Origin of the sequence: Xenorhabdus aichiensis, from assembly GCF_028598775.1 — a bacterium.
GTDB classification, from domain to species: domain Bacteria; phylum Pseudomonadota; class Gammaproteobacteria; order Enterobacterales; family Enterobacteriaceae; genus Xenorhabdus; species Xenorhabdus bovienii.
This window is the reverse complement of sequence record NZ_JAQRFO010000005.1, coordinates 25,082-44,682: the sequence shown is the minus strand read 5'-3', so window position 1 is coordinate 44,682 and position 19,601 is coordinate 25,082. Positions and strand designations below refer to the sequence as shown.

General features: G+C 52.5%; 4 protein-coding genes. All 4 read right to left on the bottom strand.

The genetic code is table 11. The annotated features are described in order from the left end of the window. From PSI22_RS03865 to PSI22_RS03850, 4 genes are read right to left on the bottom strand one after another with little or no spacing between them, the layout of a single operon-like run. A complete protein-coding gene (locus PSI22_RS03865; protein WP_273578664.1) occupies positions 1-6,540 on the bottom strand; it encodes a non-ribosomal peptide synthetase in 6,540 nt (2,179 codons plus the stop codon). Then, a complete protein-coding gene (locus PSI22_RS03860; RefSeq protein WP_273578663.1) occupies positions 6,533-9,733 on the bottom strand; it encodes a serine hydrolase in 3,201 nt (1,066 codons plus the stop codon). Before PSI22_RS03860 ends, PSI22_RS03865 begins: the two co-directional genes overlap by 8 nt. After that, entirely contained in the window at positions 9,726-16,253 is a 6,528-nt protein-coding gene (locus tag PSI22_RS03855) for a type I polyketide synthase (protein ID WP_273578662.1), read from the bottom strand. Before PSI22_RS03855 ends, PSI22_RS03860 begins: the two co-directional genes overlap by 8 nt. Beyond that, entirely contained in the window at positions 16,250-19,600 is a 3,351-nt protein-coding gene (locus tag PSI22_RS03850) for an AMP-binding protein (protein ID WP_273578661.1), read from the bottom strand. The genes PSI22_RS03855 and PSI22_RS03850 overlap by 4 nt, the downstream gene beginning before the upstream one ends. Position 19,601: the final 1 nt, after the last annotated feature.

Sequence of the window (19,601 nt, the reverse complement as noted above, 5' to 3'; positions counted from 1 at the left end):
TCACTCAACACTCAGCGCACTTTGCAAAATCGACTTAAACAGCGCTTCCCAATTTCTTACGTCACTTCCCGTTCTGAACGAAAGCGCTTCCAGATGAACGTCAAAGCCCGTGGTATGCTCGGCAATTTCGCAGGTCAGATTCCAGTGCGATTGCCCACCTGCAACATTGGGCGTTTCCAACTGCCGACAGAGACTGCCTGCGATGCGGCCGTCAAAGCCCTCTTTCTGGAAGTAACCGAAAAAGGACGTGGGTGACAACGCCTGTTTAGCCAGCGCCGGATACCGTACCGTCAATTCTTCGACATCAAACAGGTAATGACGACAGGCCGCGCGCACGGCTGTGCTCACTTCATGGAGCATCTCCGGTTCCATCGTCTCGCCCCTCAACCTTACCCGCACGGGCAGAACCGACATCAATGGCGCGATGACCGTCTGTTGATCCAACCTGTCCCGACCATGAAAGATCATGGACGTCAGTTGATCGTGCGGGTGGAATTGAGCAGGCTGATAATCCAAACGGGCTTTAAACAGCAAAAATGCGGCCATGAAGAATTCAGGAACACTGATTTTCAATCGTGACGTGAGCGTTTCAATCTGTCCTTTAAGTCCGTCGTCGAGCGTAATAAGGCAAGTGTGCGTAACTGACTCGGTGTCCTGCGTATGCACAAGAGGCGACCACTCCTGCAACTGCGTTCGCCAGAAGTCCGCGTGTTCTTGTCGCAGAGCCGCAAATTCACGGCTGTAGAAAAGATCAGAATAAGCAGCCAGACGGGTTCCCGAAGGAGCGGGGTCATGTTCAGCGGCTAACTCGCTGAGTATTTGCATCAGACCAGAACCATCAATACAAGCGTGGGAAAAATCCAACAACAAAAACGAACGCCGTCCATCAACAACCCACCGACCGCGAACATTCATGCCATCTTCCAGCGAGAACGGGCGGATAAAATCGCGCAGATCCTCTTCCAAAGAGCCAAGAGTTTGGCGTTTCTCCAGTCGGAATAAAAAACGCTTGGCAGGGCGTAAATAGAGTTCATCACCTGTAAGAATGAATTGCGCCCTGAGGCTTTCATGACGGGAAAGTACCGACTGCAATAGATTACGCAGTTGTTTAAGATCCGGCTCCACATCGTCGTCGAACGACAAAGCGAGGAAACTGTTATTGCTTAAGTCTTGAGGATTAAGTTTTACTGCCTTGTAGATGGCTTTTTGCGTTGGCAACGCCCGGATCTGCTCGACAGGCGTCGGTTCCATCGGCTCTATTAAGTGCGCTCGATCCCCGTATTCCCTTGCTGCGTTTCCTTTTTCTATTTCAGTCTCGATCAGCTCGGCCTGCGAAGCCAAATCCAAGTGTTCCACTATCGCACTCAGCAGCAATGACACACTGAACGCTTGCTGTATCCGCGCCATGAGTGCAACAGCCAGTAATGAATGCCCTCCGGCTTCAAAAAAGTGGGATTGACGTCCAATCGCATTAGTATTGAGATTGAGTAACTCGGCCCACAATTGAACCAATCGGGTTTCCGTTCCTTCCTGCGGAGGTTGTGCCGTTATTGTTTGTCCCATCGGTGCATCAGCAGGAGATGGCAACGCTTTGCGATCCAATTTTCCATTCGCGGTGAGAGGAAACCCATCCAGCCAAAGCAAGTTGGACGGCATCATAAATGGAGGCAGATTCGTCTGTAAGTGCGCTCTCAGCGTCTGATTCCGTTCCTCCTGAACCTGATCGGCGTAGCCGGAAGCAGGGGTGACATAAGCAACCAGACGAGCATCGCCCGGCACATCCTCACGCACCAGCACCACACACTCTTTCACGCTGTCGTGCGATAACAACGCCGCTTCCACTTCACCCAACTCAATACGGAAGCCACGTAACTTGACCTGAAAGTCATTACGTCCCAGATATTCAATGTCGCCGCCGGGTAAATACCGAGCCAGATCCCCCGTTCGGTACATCACGCCATTTAACGCCGGATTAAAGGGATCTCTGATGAATTTTTCCGCTGTCAGCTCGGGCTGATTCAGATAGCCGCGTGCCACGCCCACCCCGGCGATGTGAAGTTCACCCGCCACACCGACCGGGCACGGCTGGCCGTAAGCATCGAGGATATAAAGCTGAATGTTATCAATCGGCTTACCTATCGGGATCACATTTTCCGGGATCAAGCCATCCGTTTCATCAAGGCAGCAATTCCAGGCGGTGACGTCAATGGCCGCTTCGGTCGGCCCATACAAGTTATGTAATTCGACCTTGGCAAAACGCTCCCGAAACCGATGCACACTGCGCGCCGGCAGTGCTTCGCCGCTGCAAAACACGCGTTGCAGGCAATTGCCCACTTCTGGCGGTGCCTGATCCAAAAAGGCGGACAGCATCGACGGTACGAAATGCAGGGTAGTTATCCGATGTTCTTGGATCAACGCGCTCAAATAAGCCGGATCTTTATGTCCCTCAGGTTTTGCTACCACCAGACGGGCGCCGTACATCAGGGGCCAGAAGAACTCCCAGACGGACACATCAAAACTAAAGGGTGTTTTTTGCAGAACAGCATCATTCGCATTCAACCGATAGGCCTTTTGCATCCATACCAAACGATTGACGACGCCAACGTGCTGGTTCATCACGCCCTTTGGCCGCCCGGTTGAGCCAGAAGTATAGATAACATACGCCAGATGGGAAGAAGTCAGCCCGTTATCCGCCGGATGCAAATCATCACTGTTTTGCCCGGACCACTGCGAGACATCGGACTCCAAATCGATCACGCTGACATTTGTGCTCATCGCGTATTGATCCAGCAGCGCGCGAACGACAACCGGCACCGCACCGTAAGACAACAAAGCACGGGGGGCAGCGTCATGCAGCATGTAGTCGAGCCTTTCAGCAGGATAGTGCGGGTCAAGAGGTACGTAGGCTCCTCCGGCTTTCAGTACCGCCAGCAACGCAACCACCATTTCTATGCTGCGCTCCACACACACGCCTACCAATGTATCCGGGCCAACGTGCAAATCTTCTCTGAGGAATCGGGCCAGTTGGTTCGCTCTCTGGTTCAATTGCACATAACTCAGCACTTGGTCTTCGAACACCACCGCAATAGCATCCGGCGTCCGACGCGCCTGCTCCTCAATCAGGGTATGGAGGCAAGCCTGTCGCGGAAAATCAGAGGTGGTCTGATTCCATTGCCACAGCAATTTATCTTTTTCCTGCGCCGGCAAGACATGAATTCGACCCATTCTTCTTTCTGGTGCGCTTTCCAGCGCGGTGACAATTTCCTGTAACGCTGTCTGCAAGTAGTCACAGATAAGTTCAGGATCAAGCCCCTGTTCGACCTGTGCATTAATAACAAAATCGTTGGTGAAATCATCAACATTGACGGAAACCGGATAATGGGTTCTCTCCATACTGCCGGAATAACTGACTCCATTTATGGAGGAAGGATTCATTGCCTGAAAAGGATCTGCCGAAGGAATGTTACGCATTTCACTGTGACGATAATTCAGCAATGAAGTGAACAGAGGCACTGTTCCCGATGTCTGTACTGATTTCTGTGCCAGCGCCAATGACGCCTGTTCATGCCTGACCAACTGCGTCAGAGTATCCTGAGCATTCCAGAGACACTCAAAAACAGCAAGATTATCCATATGTACCCGGATCGGCAGCGTATTGATAAACGGCCCCATGATGTTTTCAGCGTTTTCACCTGCAAACATGCGCCCCAGTAAGACAGTACCGAAGACGACATCGTTGCATCCGGTCAGGCAGGCGATCACTTTCGCCCAAGCCAGATGAAAAACTGCGGCAGCACTGACACCGTGCGCTTTGGCTTGTTGGCGTATCTGGTTACACAACCGTTCTTGCAGCGGTCGCCAGGCTTCCACCACCACCGCGTTGCCCCCTAAGTATTCACCGGCACCAAACGGCGCTGGAGTCGGTTCATAATCCCGTAACATAGCGTCAAAAAATGCTTTTTGCTCTTCCACGCCAGTTGTGCAGAAAAGACCTGCGTTCACCTGCCTGAACGATATGGGCGCAATCAGAGCAGGCGGTTCTAAACGCAGTTGCGCTTCTATTTCCTGCTGCATCTTTTCTACCGTCGTGTGATCCACCGTCATATGATGGATCAAATGCAGCAATACCCATTCGTCCCGTTTCGGGTCATAGCAATAAAGACAACGCTGCAAAGGTGCTTTAGTGATATCAAAACGCAGCATGGCGGGATCGCAATGCTGTTTCAAGATGACCAACGGATCATCGCAATCCATCGTAGGTTTCAGCTCTTCCACCGTCAATTCAGCGTCCCGCCAAACCACCTGCACCGGCTGGCTAAGTCCTTCATAATGGACGCTGACCCGAAACGTATCGTGACGGGCAATCGTGCTGCGCAGGGCATCAACATAAGCGTGCAGCAAGTCTGCATTACGGAAACGGACGACCTGCCAAAGCACATAGGGATCTCCCGCCAAATTCGTCAGATAGTGATAGATCATCCCCTGCTGCAACGCCCCCAAAGGATAAATATCTTGGATATTGGCGAGGCCCCCGGGAATGGCGGTAATCAGAGCATCGATTTCTTTTTGGCTGAGTTGCGCCCAGGCGGACGCTTCCACCATAGCGCGTTCCGCCATGTCAGAGCGGGTTTCCTGTGGATCGGACACCTGCAACTGTGTCGCCAGTTCGGACAATACGGGATACTGGTACAGCGTGTAGCCATCCACAAAGAGTCCACGACGACGCAAAGCCAGCACCATTTTCAGAGTCAGCAACGAGTGGCCGCCCAGGTTAAAAAAGTGGGCATTTCTGCCGATGTTTTTAACGCCGAGCAGTTCACTCCACACCTCAACCAAGGTTTGCTCCAACGCATTTTTCGGCGGTGCAACGTCTTGTGCCGTGAATTCATCAAAAGTGACCACCGGAAAGGACTTGCGGTCAATTTTACCGCTGGCGGATAAAGGAAAACTACTGACGATGACGATAGCGGCAAGCCTCATGTAATCGGGCACCGCATCGTTGATAAGCCGTTGAATACTCTCTTTCACGCTCTCCCTGGACTGGCGCTGTAAGGCGCGTTCCGCGGCAATGACAAATCCAACTAGGCGTTTATCTTCCGCACTCTCGCCCTGCGCCAACACAACGGCATCGCGTACGGCCGGATGCTTCATCAGACGTGCTTCAATTTCACCCAGCTCAATACGGAAGCCACGTAACTTGACCTGAAAGTCATTACGTCCCAGATATTCAATGTCGCCGCCGGGTAAATACCGAGCCAGATCCCCCGTTCGGTACATCACGCCATTTAATGCCGGACTAAAGGGATTTTTGATGAATTTTTCCGCTGTCAGCTCGGGCTGATTCAGATAGCCGCGTGCCACGCCCACCCCGGCAATGTGAAGCTCACCCGCCACACCGACCGGGCACGGCTGGCCGTAAGCATCGAGGATATAAAGCTGAATGTTATCAATCGGTTTACCTATCGGGATCACATTTTCCGGGATCAAGCCATCCGTTTCATCAAGGCAGCAATTCCAGGCGGTGACGTCAATGGCCGCTTCGGTCGGCCCATACAGGTTATGTAATTCGACCTTGGCAAAACGCTCCCGAAACCGATGCACACTGCGCGCCGGCAGTGCTTCACCGCTGCAAAACACGCGTTGCAGGCAATTGCCCACTTCTGGCGGCGCCTGATCCAAAAAGGCGGATAACATTGACGGTACAAAATGCAGGGTAGTTATCCGGTGCTCTTGGATTAAGGCGCTCAGATAAGCCGGATCTTTATGTCCTTCGGGTTTTGCCACCACCAGACGGGCACCGTACATCAGGGGCCAGAAGAACTCCCAGACGGACACATCGAAACTAAAGGGTGTTTTTTGCAGAACAGCATCATTCGCATTCAGCCGATAGGCCTTTTGCATCCATACCAAACGATTGACGACGCCAACGTGCTCATTCATCACGCCCTTTGGCCGCCCGGTTGAGCCAGAAGTATAGATAACATACGCCAGATGGGAAGAAGTCAGCCCGTTATCCGCCGGATGCAAATCATCACTGTTTTGTCCGGACCACTGCGAGACATCGGCCTCCAAATCGATCACGCTGACATTTGTGCTCATCGCGTATTGATCCAGCAGCGCGCGAACGACAACCGGCACCGCACCGTGAGACAACAAAGCACGGGGGGCAGCGTCATGCAGCATGTAGTCGAGCCTTTCAGCAGGATAGTGCGGGTCAAGAGGTACGTAGGCTCCCCCCGCTTTCAGTACCGCCAGCAACGCAACCACCATTTCTATGCTGCGCTCCACACACACGCCTACCAATGTATCCGGGCCAACGTGCAAATCTTCTCTGAGGAATCGGGCCAGCCTGTTCGCCCTGCGATTTAATTCTGCATAAGAAAGTGACTGCTCCCCGAATCGAACGGCAACCGCATCCGGTGTTTTTTCTACCTGCCGCTCAAACAGTTCATGAATGCAACAATTCAGGATAGTGTCCTTTGGCGCCCGGCTCTGGTTGGAATGATCAAAATGATTTTCTGACTGCGACTGATTAAGCATAACTCTCTTCCTTTAACTCAATGAGCTGACCGTTTTTCATTGTGATCAGGACATCTGCTTCCGAAAAATATTCGTCATCATGGGTCACGACAAACACGATACGATTCTGGGCTTTCAACATAGGAAGCCATTCCTTGTAAAATCGGGCCTTAGAACGAGGGTCCTGATCCGCCGCCCATTCGTCCAGAACGACTAGAGGGCTGGGGTCAGCTAACAGCATGGCCAAAGAAAGACGTTTGCGCTGACCTGTTGATAATTTGATGTTGTCAAAAGCACCATCACTCAGAAGCGTGGCTTTTTGCGTCAACCCCAACAACGCGATGTTCTGGTTGACAGCCTCCCGCAACGGCAATAGTGCCGGGTCATAAACCCGTTTGAATAACCAGTTGTCGCTGAAGATCGCCCGTGTTTGTTCCAGCAATTGATGCTGGGAAGCCTCTTCACCATTTATCCTGACCGTTCCCCGCTCAGGTGCGTACAAACCCGCCAGAATCATAGCCAGCGTACTCTTACCGGAGCCATTGCCACCGGTCAGGAAATAGCTTTTTCCACTTTCCGCTTTCAATGAAATTGGCCCTACACCGAAGCATTCTCCCCCCGTAGCCGGATAGTGAAAATACACCGCGGACAGTTCGAGCGTCTTCACATCCTGAATTTTCGGCATCGTCTCGGCAGGAGAGTCGGCCTGAATCGACTGGCTGAACATCACCATATTATTCATCAGGCTTTTCAGCCTGATGAGTTCAGGCATGGCCGCCATCACCGCGTTCAGCGGCCCGATGAGGTACAGCAGAATGATCAGATATTCTTTCGACACATTACCGTCAAAATGGGGGATCAGGAGCGGAAACATCAACGCCACCGCAACCAGTAAAATAGTGAGCAATGACTCGCCGATAAAGAATGCATTTAAAAAGCCGAGATCGTACTGAATCCTCAACGCCTTAAAACGATCCGACACGCCCTGCGCATGGCGATAGAAACTGCGTTTTACCGCGTCACGCCGCAGTCCTTTATAGCCTTTCTGCAAATCTTCCACGGTATCCATAAACTCGCTACGGATGCTTAATGCTTGAGGCATAATGCGATTGGCTCGTTCAGAAATGCAGTAATAGAGCACGATCATGGGCAAAGCACAGGCCAACAGGACAGAAGTGGCTACCGGCGACTTAAACACCATCAAATAGGTGAACAAAAAGATGATCGTCAACAAATTGGCGAAGAAAGGCACGAAAGCCAGAACGCTTTTCGCTAATTCTTGCGAATTCTCCCCAACGACGGACTGTATTTTCCCCGAAGATAGCTGTTCGATGTTTTTGTAATCCGATGCCAGCAGTTTCCGGATGATCTCCATCCGCCAGCCCTGCACAAAAGAATGCCCAAAGCGCATGATCTGTTGTTCAGCCGCTTTACGGGTGGAAATGTAGAAGTAGATGCAGCTAAACAGCAGCACAGCGCTGTACAGCAAATACGTAGATGGGCTATCGATAGCCTGAATGATGAATAAAACCAATGCGGAATTGAGCAGTCCGGAAATGACCGTCAGACCGACGACTTTCGCAATCATCAACGCGGAAAAAGTCTTGCTGGTATATCTGCCGCTGCGCTGTGTCACCAGAAAAAAGAACAGGCTGACCGCGTTGACGAAGAACAGCAGCCCCACAGCAGCAACAGGCAGGCTGAAAGTCCCCCAAACCAGCAGATTTGCCCAGCTTAACCCCAACAATAGCGGAGGTATAATCGCAAGCACGGACACAAGAGCCACGTTCTGCACGATGAACCGACTGAGGAAAGCGCGCCAGACCGGTTTTTCTGCGGTGCTTTCTGCGGATCGAACAAAACTCTCTTGTATTATCGCCGTCTCCACTCGGCTCTCTAGAACACTTGCTCCATCGGGAACCGACTCATCGCAACCGCCTTTATCCTTGTTCTCCCTTTTATACATGACCGCCACTAAAAGCAGCGCCCCACCGAGCCAGAAAATCACAGCAGCCACCGTGGAAATCCAGTCCCCATCATCAACGGGGAAATTTCCCGGCAAACCTGCCGAAGAAGCACCACGCAGGTGTTCGAATATCGCCTGCCCCAATTGAATCACTTGGGGGCTGTTGCTGTTACCTAACAGGGAAACACCCACGCCAGCCTTCGGGTCAAACGCGACATAGGCTGTGGCATTGGGATTTTGCCCCGGATGGCTCCAGCTCGTGGTTATATCGGTTTTTACATCCCAACCATAAGCGTACCCCGCGTCGCCATTGCCACCGTAAGGACGCTTTGCCTGCTCCAGTGCCGCGTATAACGCAGACCGCTGTTCATCGCCATCACCTTTGTCGTTACTTAAAGGCTGCTGGTGCAGTAAGAACTGTAACCAAATGGCCATATCCTGCGGAGTACTGACGACATAACCTGCGGGTGTATTTTGCAGATAGCGAGGCGCATCATACGGCTGTGCGCGGGTAAAACTGATTTTATACCCCGGAATGCGCGCAGATGCAGCGGCACTCCCCTCTGCCGACAGATCGCCCTCCACCGTTGTATTTTTCATTCCCAAAGGCAGAAAGACTTTTTCCCGCATCAGGGTCGCGAACGATTTCCCCGTAGCCCGTTCAGCCGCCAAACCCAACAGGCTGTAATTCAGCGTGGCGTACTCCTCTTTGGCACCGACGGGATAGGCCAGCGGGATCTCTTTCAGCAATATCGGCAGTTTAGCTAAAGCATCAGGTGCACCATAGGGTCGCAGCAAGTCGATCGTGTCGCCTGAAATACCGCTGGTATGGAACAACAGGTTTTTAAGTAGCACGGCGGAGTAGCCCATTTCTGGATGCTCCGCCAGCTCGGGTATCCATCGCGTAATCGCATCCTGCTGGTTGAGTACGCCTTCCTGCTCCAGCAGCGCAATCAGCAACCCAGTGAAGGCTTTAGAGGTGGAAGCGAGTTCGAATGTACCAGCCTCTTCCTTGCCCAGTCGCCATGTACGAACTTTATCGCCGACGATGACACTCAGTCCGCCGGTGGGAACTTGCGCAACATCCCAACGACGGCTCAATTCACTGACTATCTGCTCCAGATCAGAATCTGGCTTCTGGCTGATAATCTGTTTCTGGTCGATCGTGTCAGCGAACACGCTGCCCACCAGCGCGAGATAGGTGGCGACTAAAAAAATGCCTATGCGGATCAATCCAGCGTTACTCATTGTCTTCACTCCCCTGACTGGACCTTTCCTGACCGGGCATATCCTCACCGGACACAACGCCGCGTAATTTGCGGCGAGCCTGCAACGTGCGCCGTTTATCTCCCAGCCCTTGTTGCGGCATCTGCGGTTCTTCTGCAACGGATTGCTCCGGTGCCAGCTCTTTGCTCAATTCCCGCAAAGAGGCGGCCTTAAACAGCAGCGCTACCGGTATATCCCGCTCCAGCCGTTGCTCCAGTCTTTTGGCGAATTGGATAAGATCCAGCGAGGTTGCCCCCAAGGAGAAGAAACTGGCGTCCACATCCAGACCGTCAACACCGAGAAATCCTTCCAGCATGGTGCGTATGGCCTGCAATAAATCGTCCGCATTTGCGCCCTTAAGCGATTCGTCTGCATCTCCATCAACGGCGGCCGGCGCATTTCGCGTTGAGCCAGAACTGAACAGCATCTGCTGAGTATGCCGTTGCTTTTCTAAAACTGAGCCAATGGGAAGTTTAGAAACCGCGACATAAGGCAATTTGGTTTGACCGACAAGCGCCGCCATCGCCACGGCTATCTGCGTTCCTTCTAAATTGGATAATCCCTCTGCTTTCAGCTTTTCTACGAAGCTGAGTGCTTTGCCGCGTTCTTCCATCGCGATGACAATCTTGCCGATATGTCGCCCCTGAGCCATGAACTGAAAGGCTTCCGTGATCTCTTTGGCGGGATAAACTTTTGTCGGCAAAGGCTTAAGTACCTCGTCCTCCAACAGTACTGCGACCTCAGCCCAAGCCTTCTGATAGGCGGGATGTTCGGCACCCGCCTGCACTGCGTGGAAACTGCCTCCTTCCGCAAAAATTGACAGCCCCAGTTGCCAGTTTTGCAGGATATCCCGTAAGCCAAGCTCCAAGAACCGGCCTTGCGGCGCCAATAAAGAGAGGCTTTCTTCCAGCAGTTCTCCCGCCAGCGCATTGAGGATCACATCGAAAGGTCGCTCACCCAGATCACCGCGGAAAATATCGCCGAATTCTCGCGTTCTGGAATTCGCTACGCCTTGTGCACCCATTTCTCTGAGCAATCGGCGTTTTTCTTCGCTGCCCGCTGTCACCCAAACTTCCGCGCCTAAATACAGGGCAATCTGCATCGCCGCCATGCCGACACCCCCTGCCGCGGAATGAATCAAGATGCGTTCACCCTTTTTCAAATTGGCCGCGTGCTTCAAGGCAATCCATGCGGTGGTAAAAGCCACCGGAACCCCCGCGGCCTGTTGAAAGCCAAGTGTCCGTGGAATAGGTGCGACAACGCGCTGCGGCATAATAACGTGTTCAGCCAGGCAGCTATGTCCCGCACACATCACGCGATCACCGACGCGAACAGCGTTCACTTGCTGCCCAACGCGGGTGACAATACCTGCCGCCTCCTGACCAAAAGTCATGGTCGGGTCGGCAGGAGCCGGCAATACGCCGAGCGCAATCAATACATCCTTAAAATTCAGTCCCGCCGCCTTAACCTGAATTTCTACATCCAGCGGGCCAGGCTCTTTGCGTGTTTCGGATTGTGAGCTAAAAGAAAAATCGACGCTTCCTGCGTCTCTGGCATTCAAGCGCATGACGGTGTGTTGCAAAGCAGCGGATGCATCAACCAGCAACAAATCACTGATTGCCACTAACAGATTGTCTTCCTCAGAATAAATATTCACCTGCAACAACTTGTTAGCACCCAGATCCTGAATTTGGACGTGGCTTTTCACTCTGTCGCACATGGGCGCGAATTGAGTGAAAGCCCCTATTGAGATGGGGGCAAACTGTCCATCTTCGTGTTCTGGAGAGGCAATGAGAGTTGCCGTATCCAACAACGCGACGTGAAGACCGGATGCTTCTGCTTCACCCCGATAGGCAGTGGGAAGCTGTAACAGATTCAACACTTCATTGATTCCGGTCTGATCAACCGCGATCACATTTCGCCAGCGGGGACCGAATGTCAGCGCCCCTTTCGGGCTGACGCCGATGTTATCTTTGGCGCTAAACAGGCTCAGGAGCGGCGGCTGGGAAGGAAGGGTTTTTAAGGAAACGGTTTCGCCAGAAAGTGCAGTATGACCGTCGCGGTATTTAATTTTACCGCTGGCATGTTTAAGCCAGGTTTCAGGGGAAAACTTGCCATTGCCGGAAAATAGCTCAAAGGCGTTCAAGTCGTCCGCAAAGATCACTGCGACATCAAGCTCCGCGTCGTTAGCCACCACCAACGGCCTCTCAATGGCGATCTCCTGTAATGAGAATGCCTCTGCCGCCACCGCTCGCCACTCAATCAACGCGCGATGTACCAGAACCACCATTCCCATCGCGGGCATCACGGCAGTCGATGCATCGATGCGATGCTCGTCAAGCCACCAGTCGTCCTTGGCGCACAGCCGACGTATCCAGATTGGGGCGTCGGATATCGTGTCCTGTACCGGATTTTTAAGCGCACGATCTAATTGCTGCGCGGAGAGGGTTGCCATGCCTGATTCAGCCCAATCATCCCAGGCAATCGCCAGCGCTTTGCCGCCTTTGTTGCGGATCTGATCCGCGTAGGCTTCCAGACAGGCGTTAGCGGCAACATAAGCGATTTGACCGATCTTTTCCTTGGGCAGCAAATTACCCAGACTGGAGAACAGCAACAGCGCCGGATTGCCAAGTCTACTCAGGTTATCGCAGAGGAAGCGGGTTCCCGTCACTTTGGGAGCCAGCGTTGCAATCGATTCCGCCTCAGAACGCATCTGCAACATCGCGCCCTCTCCGCGACCGGCGGTATGGAATACGTAATCGATCCCCTCGCCCCGCGCGACCAATTGGAATACGGGGGCAAAAGCCTGCGCCAGAGATTCACTATCGCCCAAATCTGCCTGCAACAACTCTACCCGGCTTCCCTTGGCTTCAAGGTTCAGCACCCAGCGCAAAAATTCCGCGTGGGAACCGTTGCTTTCAATCTCCGCCGGCCAATCCCGCTTTTTCGGCAGAGATTTCCGCACCAACAATAAGAGATTACAATGATAAACCTGCGCTAAATGTTCGGCGATAGCCGCGCCCATGCCCCCATTAGCGCCAGTAACAAGCACCCAACTGTTGCTGCTGACGTCTGGCAGAGTGTGCGTCAAAGCCTGTTTTTGCACTTGCGACGTCACGCGCCGCTGCCAAAAATCGTTTTGACGGAAACAATAGAATTGACCGCCATGCCAGTCCTGATCTATCCAAGGCTGTAACCCACGGGCAATGTTTTCTACTTCCGAATTCTCTAAATCCACACAGAGGGCAGTAATGTTGGGGTATTCTTCCGGCAGGATCAGCAGCGGCCCCAGAAGCTGGTTTTTTTCTGCATTCAGCGTCTCCGAACCACTCCATGCCGCCATTTCGGTTGTGGGGAAGAACAGCCGTATTTTTGGTGAAAAACGCTGAGTTGTGCTCCATCTCGCCAGAACAGTTGGCAGCCAGAACGCCCAGAACTGCGCCTGCCGTGCATCCAGATCATCCAGCAATCCGGTAACAATAATATCCATCGTGGCGGACACTGCTAGCCCTTGCTGCAACAGCCAGCCTTCCAGCTCGGCATAAAGGTTGGTATCGCTGCCCCGCCAGTTCGCACACTCAATAAACGTCAGTTGACGGTTATTCAGTTCCAGCGCCTCAGCCAGACGACGTTCTCTTTCCTGAACCTGTGGGCAAATTATCCAGGTTGTCGGCGTGTCCCCTGATTGGATAGCGTTCTCCGACGTGGATGAGTTGATTTTTTCCCACTCCAGCCCGTAATAATGCGAACCGAAAAACAGAGATGAAATTGTCTGAGCCGCTTTTGTGCCCACTTGTGGCAAACAAACCCGACGTTCAAAAGCGTGACCGGGCAGGTGCGTTTTCGTTATGGTACGTTCGATGGATGTCTGCGGATGAATTCTGCTCCAATCCATGCCACCGCCCTGTATCCAGACCTTGGCAATGAATTGCAACGTTGAATTTATCTCGTGATCCGCGCCGCCCGTGCCTAAAGTCGGAGCCCATCTCTCCCCATTCAGATGCAGCCATTTACGCGTGTGCTGCAACAAATCCATGCCAACCCCTATTTGCGCGAAGAGTGACGCTGGATGCTCCTGAGCCACCTGCTTTAAAGCGGCGCCCAATTGCACAGGGGACAGCATTTGATTGACCCAATATTGCGGATTGCGCATCTCATCCGCATCAATTTTCCGTCCCAAAGCGGTTGAGTAGATAGCACACTGCGCGGGTTGCAGATCATAATTTTTCAGCAGGTCGCCAAACGCTTTCGCCGCTGGTTCAATCATTGGTGTATGGAAGGCGTGGGATACCGCCACTCTCTTGAAAGTAAAGCCGTGCTGCGTTAACCAGTTCTCTGCATCTGCGACCAATCCCTCCTCTGTCGCCAGTGTCCACGTTCCCGGGCTGAGTTCTGATATGCACCAAAGCATCGCCGGGAAATCACCGTTAATGTCTTTCTTGCTATTTTTGCTCTTGCGACTGGCTGCAAAGACCGCGCCTTTTGGCATGGAATCCATCAGCCCTGCCCGTGCGACCACCAGCTCCATTCCTTCTTCGATGCTGAACACACCGGCGATAGCCGCCGCAGCGAATTCTCCCAGACTAAACCCTAACAAAGCCGTAGGCTTACAGCCAAGCCTCTGTAGCCAAACACCCAATGCGGCCTGAACCGCATATAAAATGGGCTGGAGGTAAAGAGTTGACAGTTGTTCAGGTCGCTTAATACTGTCAATTAATGTCTGTTTATCAATCAATAGCGCTTTTTGGACAGATGCTTTTTGAACAGATAACAGTGCTGCGGCTTTATCTAACAACCCCAGATAGATGTCACCGAACTCCGGATATTCCGCCGCCAAGCGCAGGCCCATTTCCGGCGATTGCGAACCCTGCCCCGGAAACAGCCAAATTAACTCCGCCATTGACGCATAAGCGCCATCCATCAGCGTCCAGTTATCAAGCTGCTGTTTCCAGTCATCGCGATGGTTGGCAACAAAAGCGGCGCGACAAGGATATTCGGTTCGGTTTTCCTGTAGCTGCCGGGCGATCACTTCAAGGTTTGATGTTTCTTCTTCGGCTAATCCCTGATTAATCAGGCTGAGATGGATGGAATAAGACGCTGCCAATCGCGCCAGCGCACTGGGAGATTTGGCCGAGAGCGGCAGTATTTGCGCAGGTTCCCGGTGAGAGGCTTCTTCACTGACGGTTTCCGGCGGCTGTTCAAGCAAGACATGCACATTGGTTCCGCCTATGCCGAATGAGCTGACGCCGGCGCGTCGAATCGCCTGCTTTGCCGGCCAGTCGGTGGCTTGGGTAGGCACCCAGAAGGGGGTATTGTCCAGTTCCAGATGGGGATTAGGTTTATTGAAATGTAACGAAGGCGGAATTTTACCAAAACGGACGCTCAAAGCGGCTTTTATCAGCCCGGCAATACCGGCGGCGGCATCCAGATGTCCCATGTTGGATTTGACGCTCCCCACAGCGCAACGGAATTGATGGAGTTCGTCCGGAGAGAGCAGTTCCCGTGCGACATTATTCAACGCCTGAATTTCTATCGGATCGCCAAGGACGGTAGCCGTGCCGTGTGCCTCGATCATGCCCAGACTCGAAAACGGAATGTCCGCCAGCCGATAGACTTGTGAGATAACTTCCGCCTGTCCCTGCACACTGGGAGCCTCAAAGCTCACTTTTCTATCGCCGTCATTGTTCATGCCAGATTCGACGATAACGGCATGAATAGGGTCACCGTCCGCGATCGCGTCTTCCAGCAATTTTAACAACACGACTGCCACGCCGTTACCATTCACCGTCCCTTTCCCGTCATCAGAGAACGTCTTGCAGTGTCCGTCCGGCGACAGGATCATCCCATCCTGATATAAGTAACCGCCTGCCACCGGATCAGTGATACATGCACCACCGGCCAGCGCCATTTCACACTCGCCGGCCAAAAGTGCCTTACAAGCCAGATGGACAGCGGATAATGACGTCGAACAGGCGGATTGTACGTGCACCGCCGGGCCATTCAATTTCATGCGATAAGCGATTTGCGCTGCGAACGAAGCCGGATCGTTATAGTTGCCGACATCGAACATTTCTGAAATATCCTGACTGGCTCCCGCAAATTGCTCCAGTCGTGCCAGATTCAATGTGGAACCGATAAACACACCCGCCTTTAACATCGACTCGCCAACGGGCAAACCCGCGTCAAGAAAGGCGTTAAAACTGACTTCGTGCAACACCCGCAGTTGCGGGTCCATTTTCCGCGCTTCCCGCTGTGAGTAGCCGAAAAACTCATAATCAAAACACTCAGCATCTTCAAGGGAGGCTTTGGCAGGGACGTAGTTGGGGAGATCGATAATCTCAGACGGCGCACCGGCAGCTAAGAGTTCTTCCCGCGAGAAAAATGACACGAGCTCACGCCCCGCCAGTAGATTGTTCCAAAAACTTCGCCAGTCGGGACTTTGGGGAAATCGGCAAGAAATGCCAATAATAGCGACTTCACTACCCATATATTCACGCTTCATGATACTGAACTTCCTTTCACTTTACGCCGCCTGTCCGCCAGTCTGTTTTTACCTGAGCGAGCCGACGACAGAGTATTTTCTTGGGATAGCTGCTTGCCGGAATCGGACAGCTTCACCCCGGCTTCCGCATTTTCGGAAAACAAGTTGCTCTGTTTGATCCAGTTTGCGAAGGTAGTGATGGTTGGATATTCGAATAAGACGGCGACGCCGATTTGCTGGTTGAACGCCTGCTGCATTTGGGATTGCAGCGCGATTATTTTTATTGAGTCACCGCCTGCATCGAAGAAATTCACGTTTGCATCAGCCACCGGGTGTTCCAGAACCGCGCTCCAGATAGCCTGTACTTTCGCTTCGACAGGATCGGTCAACGGCGTATGATCCAGGGCGGTTTGTATTTGCAGTCGTTGAGTCTCGCGCTCCAGCAGTCGCTGACGATCGATCTTACCGGTGATGGTGCGTTCAAAACCGTCTACCACCACAATAAGGGCAGGGAGCCACGACGCTGAAAAATGCTGACGAATATGTTCTCGCACACGGGGCTCCAGCATGGCAGGCGGTTCGCGGCTATCGACGAAAAGACGCCATTGCCGCTTTCCTTCCCGCCCTATCGCGGGTAACAAACAACAAGCTTTAACTTCCTCCAATGTCTCAACGGCGCGTTCCAGTTCACGCGGTTCAATGCGAACACCGTTCACTTTCACTTGATCGTCAATTCGTCCCAGATACTTAAAACCTGACCCATGAGAAAAAGTGACCGCGTCACCTGTGCGATAAAAAGCTTGCTCACTGTATTTGACAAAGTATTTATCGGACTCAACCGGATTGGTGGCGTAACCGTGAGCCACCGCCCGTCCCCCAACCCAAAGCTCGCCCCGTATCCCCGCAGGCAAAGGTTTACCGAAGACGTCCGCGCAGCAGGCGATGACATTTTGAATTGGCCAGCCGATGGAAACTTCCGCAGCGAGAGATTGTCTGGCAGTCAAGCAGTCCACCGTCGTCTCACTGGGGCCATAATGATTGCTGACGGCGTAGCCCTGCCGCAGCAAATCATCCCTGAGCCATTGAGGTAATTCTTCCCCACCGAAGATCCACAATCGCATAGCAGGGAAGAAGGGAGCGCCCTGAATGAGCTGGGCAATGGCGCCCGGAATAAAGTTAATCAGCGTGATGGACTCATCCCGCAGCAGATCGATAAACGTCTGTCGCTCCAACAATACATTGGAGGATGGATAAATCAGCGTAGCTCCGGCCACAAGGCTGCCAAACAGATCTTCGACACTGGGATCGAAATTCAGATCGGTCAGCCCAAGCACTCGATCCGTAGGCATAAGGTAGGTTTCCCGGACAAACCAATCCAGCAAGTTTGCCACTGATTCATTACGGATAGAGATGCCTTTAGGCGCTCCGGTCGTTCCTGAGGTGAAGATGAAGTAAAACTCATCTTCAGGCCGCCGATTGCGCCATAACGTCGGTTCGCCAGTGGACTCCAGCCATGTTGTCTCTGTTTCGATATTCAGCAGCAAGTGACGCCCGATGTCAGTATCAAGTTCCCCGTTCAAGGAAGCATCACATAAGACAATGCCGCAATTCGCCAACGCCAATGCCAACAGATTTTTTTTGCGTTGCCGTGGATCTTTCGGGTTTACATAGAAGTAACTGCCGCCACTAAACAATATCGCCAGTATCGCCTGGGTGGATAACAGTCCCTTTTCGAGATGGACGGCCACTCTATCGCCCGGAACGAATCCCGATCCCCGTAACCGTTCCTGCAAGGCAAAAACGCCCCGTAGCAACTCGCGATTACTGATCTGATGCCGGTCTTCGATCAGGCTTATTGCTTGGGGTGACTGATTAAGGCGCTGATAAATGCGCAGCAGCAAAGCATTGATATCCGGCGTTTGCGCATTGTGTTCTCCCATGACCAAAGTGGCTTCTTCAGCGCCGTCTGGGTTGAGTTTTAACACCAGATCTTCAACCCGTACATCCGCAGCCCCTTTAACCAAATCCGCCACCAAAGATTCAAACGCGTAAAACACCCTATTCACCGCATCAGGATCACCCTCAAAAGTTTCCCCCGCACTTAACTCAATTTTCCATTGATCCACACCGGAAACCGTCAGAGTCAAACCAAAATGCGTCGTTTCTTCGCTGTGCAAATCCGTCAGAAACGCACCACAATCGGCGTCCTGCAACTTGGCATCGATTGGATAGTTATCGAAAACGACAATAGAGTCATAGAGTTCGTCACGTATCCCCGTTTCTTCTCTTATCAACAGGGGCGGCGTTTTTTCATGTTGATGAGTCTGTTGCAGCGCTTGAAAAACGGCACGTAATGCCACCTCCAGACGCCATTTTCCGTCGAGCGTCAGGATCAGCGGCACCGTATTCGTAAACAGCCCCAAAGGTTGGCGGTCGACGTTTTGTGTCAACGCCGCTCCCCTGCCGGAAAATGTACAACCGAACGTGACGGTTTTTTGAAAGGTCAACTTGGCCAGCACCAGCGCCCAGCACAGATAGACAAAACTTGCCGGAGTCACCCCCGCACGGCGACAAAGCAACTCTATCGCCGCTTTACGTTCTTTGTCCCATATGCAGTTCGCGGTGATTTTTTCATCTGTTATTTTTTCTCCCGCCTTACGCTTAATCGCGGTATGTTCGGCAGAACGGAACAGCGGTTCGGCCAGCAGTTTTGTCGTCGCCGAAGTTTCTCCGTCTGGCAGGTATTGGAAAACACGATGCCAGTATTCACGACTGAGCCTCAGTTCTTCTTGGCTTAGCCCTTTCCAGAGTTGCTGCGAATAAAGTCGTGCAGCCAGAGGAACGATTTTTTGCTGACGCAATCCCTGTAACCAGAGAGAAATCAGTAGCGAGCTACTCCAACCATCCATCAGAATATGGTGAAAAGAGAAAGCGATTCTTAAGGTTCCCGCGTCAATATCGTGGAAACAAATAATCCGAAACACCTCCGTATCCAACTCAAATGGCGTCGCTTTCGACTGTGCCAGCCAATCGAGACCGCGTCGTTTTAACGACGGTTCCGGGAGGGTTGAGTCAACGCGGATATATTCAAGCGGGATCCGTGGTAATGCGTATACAGCCTGATGGGGAACACGAATGCCTTCCCAGGTAAAAACCGCCCTCAGCGCAGGTTGTGACTGCTGTATCTGATACCATACATCAACAATCTCCTCTTCACTGGTGTCCGCTTTCAGGCTGAATACCACGCCAATATGATAGGCACTGTTGCCATCTTTCAAAGCATGAAACAGCAGGCCGTTCGCTTGCGGCGTCACCTGTAATAATTCTTCGATATAGTTGGGTTTATTGGAATCGTTGGGCTGCTTCATA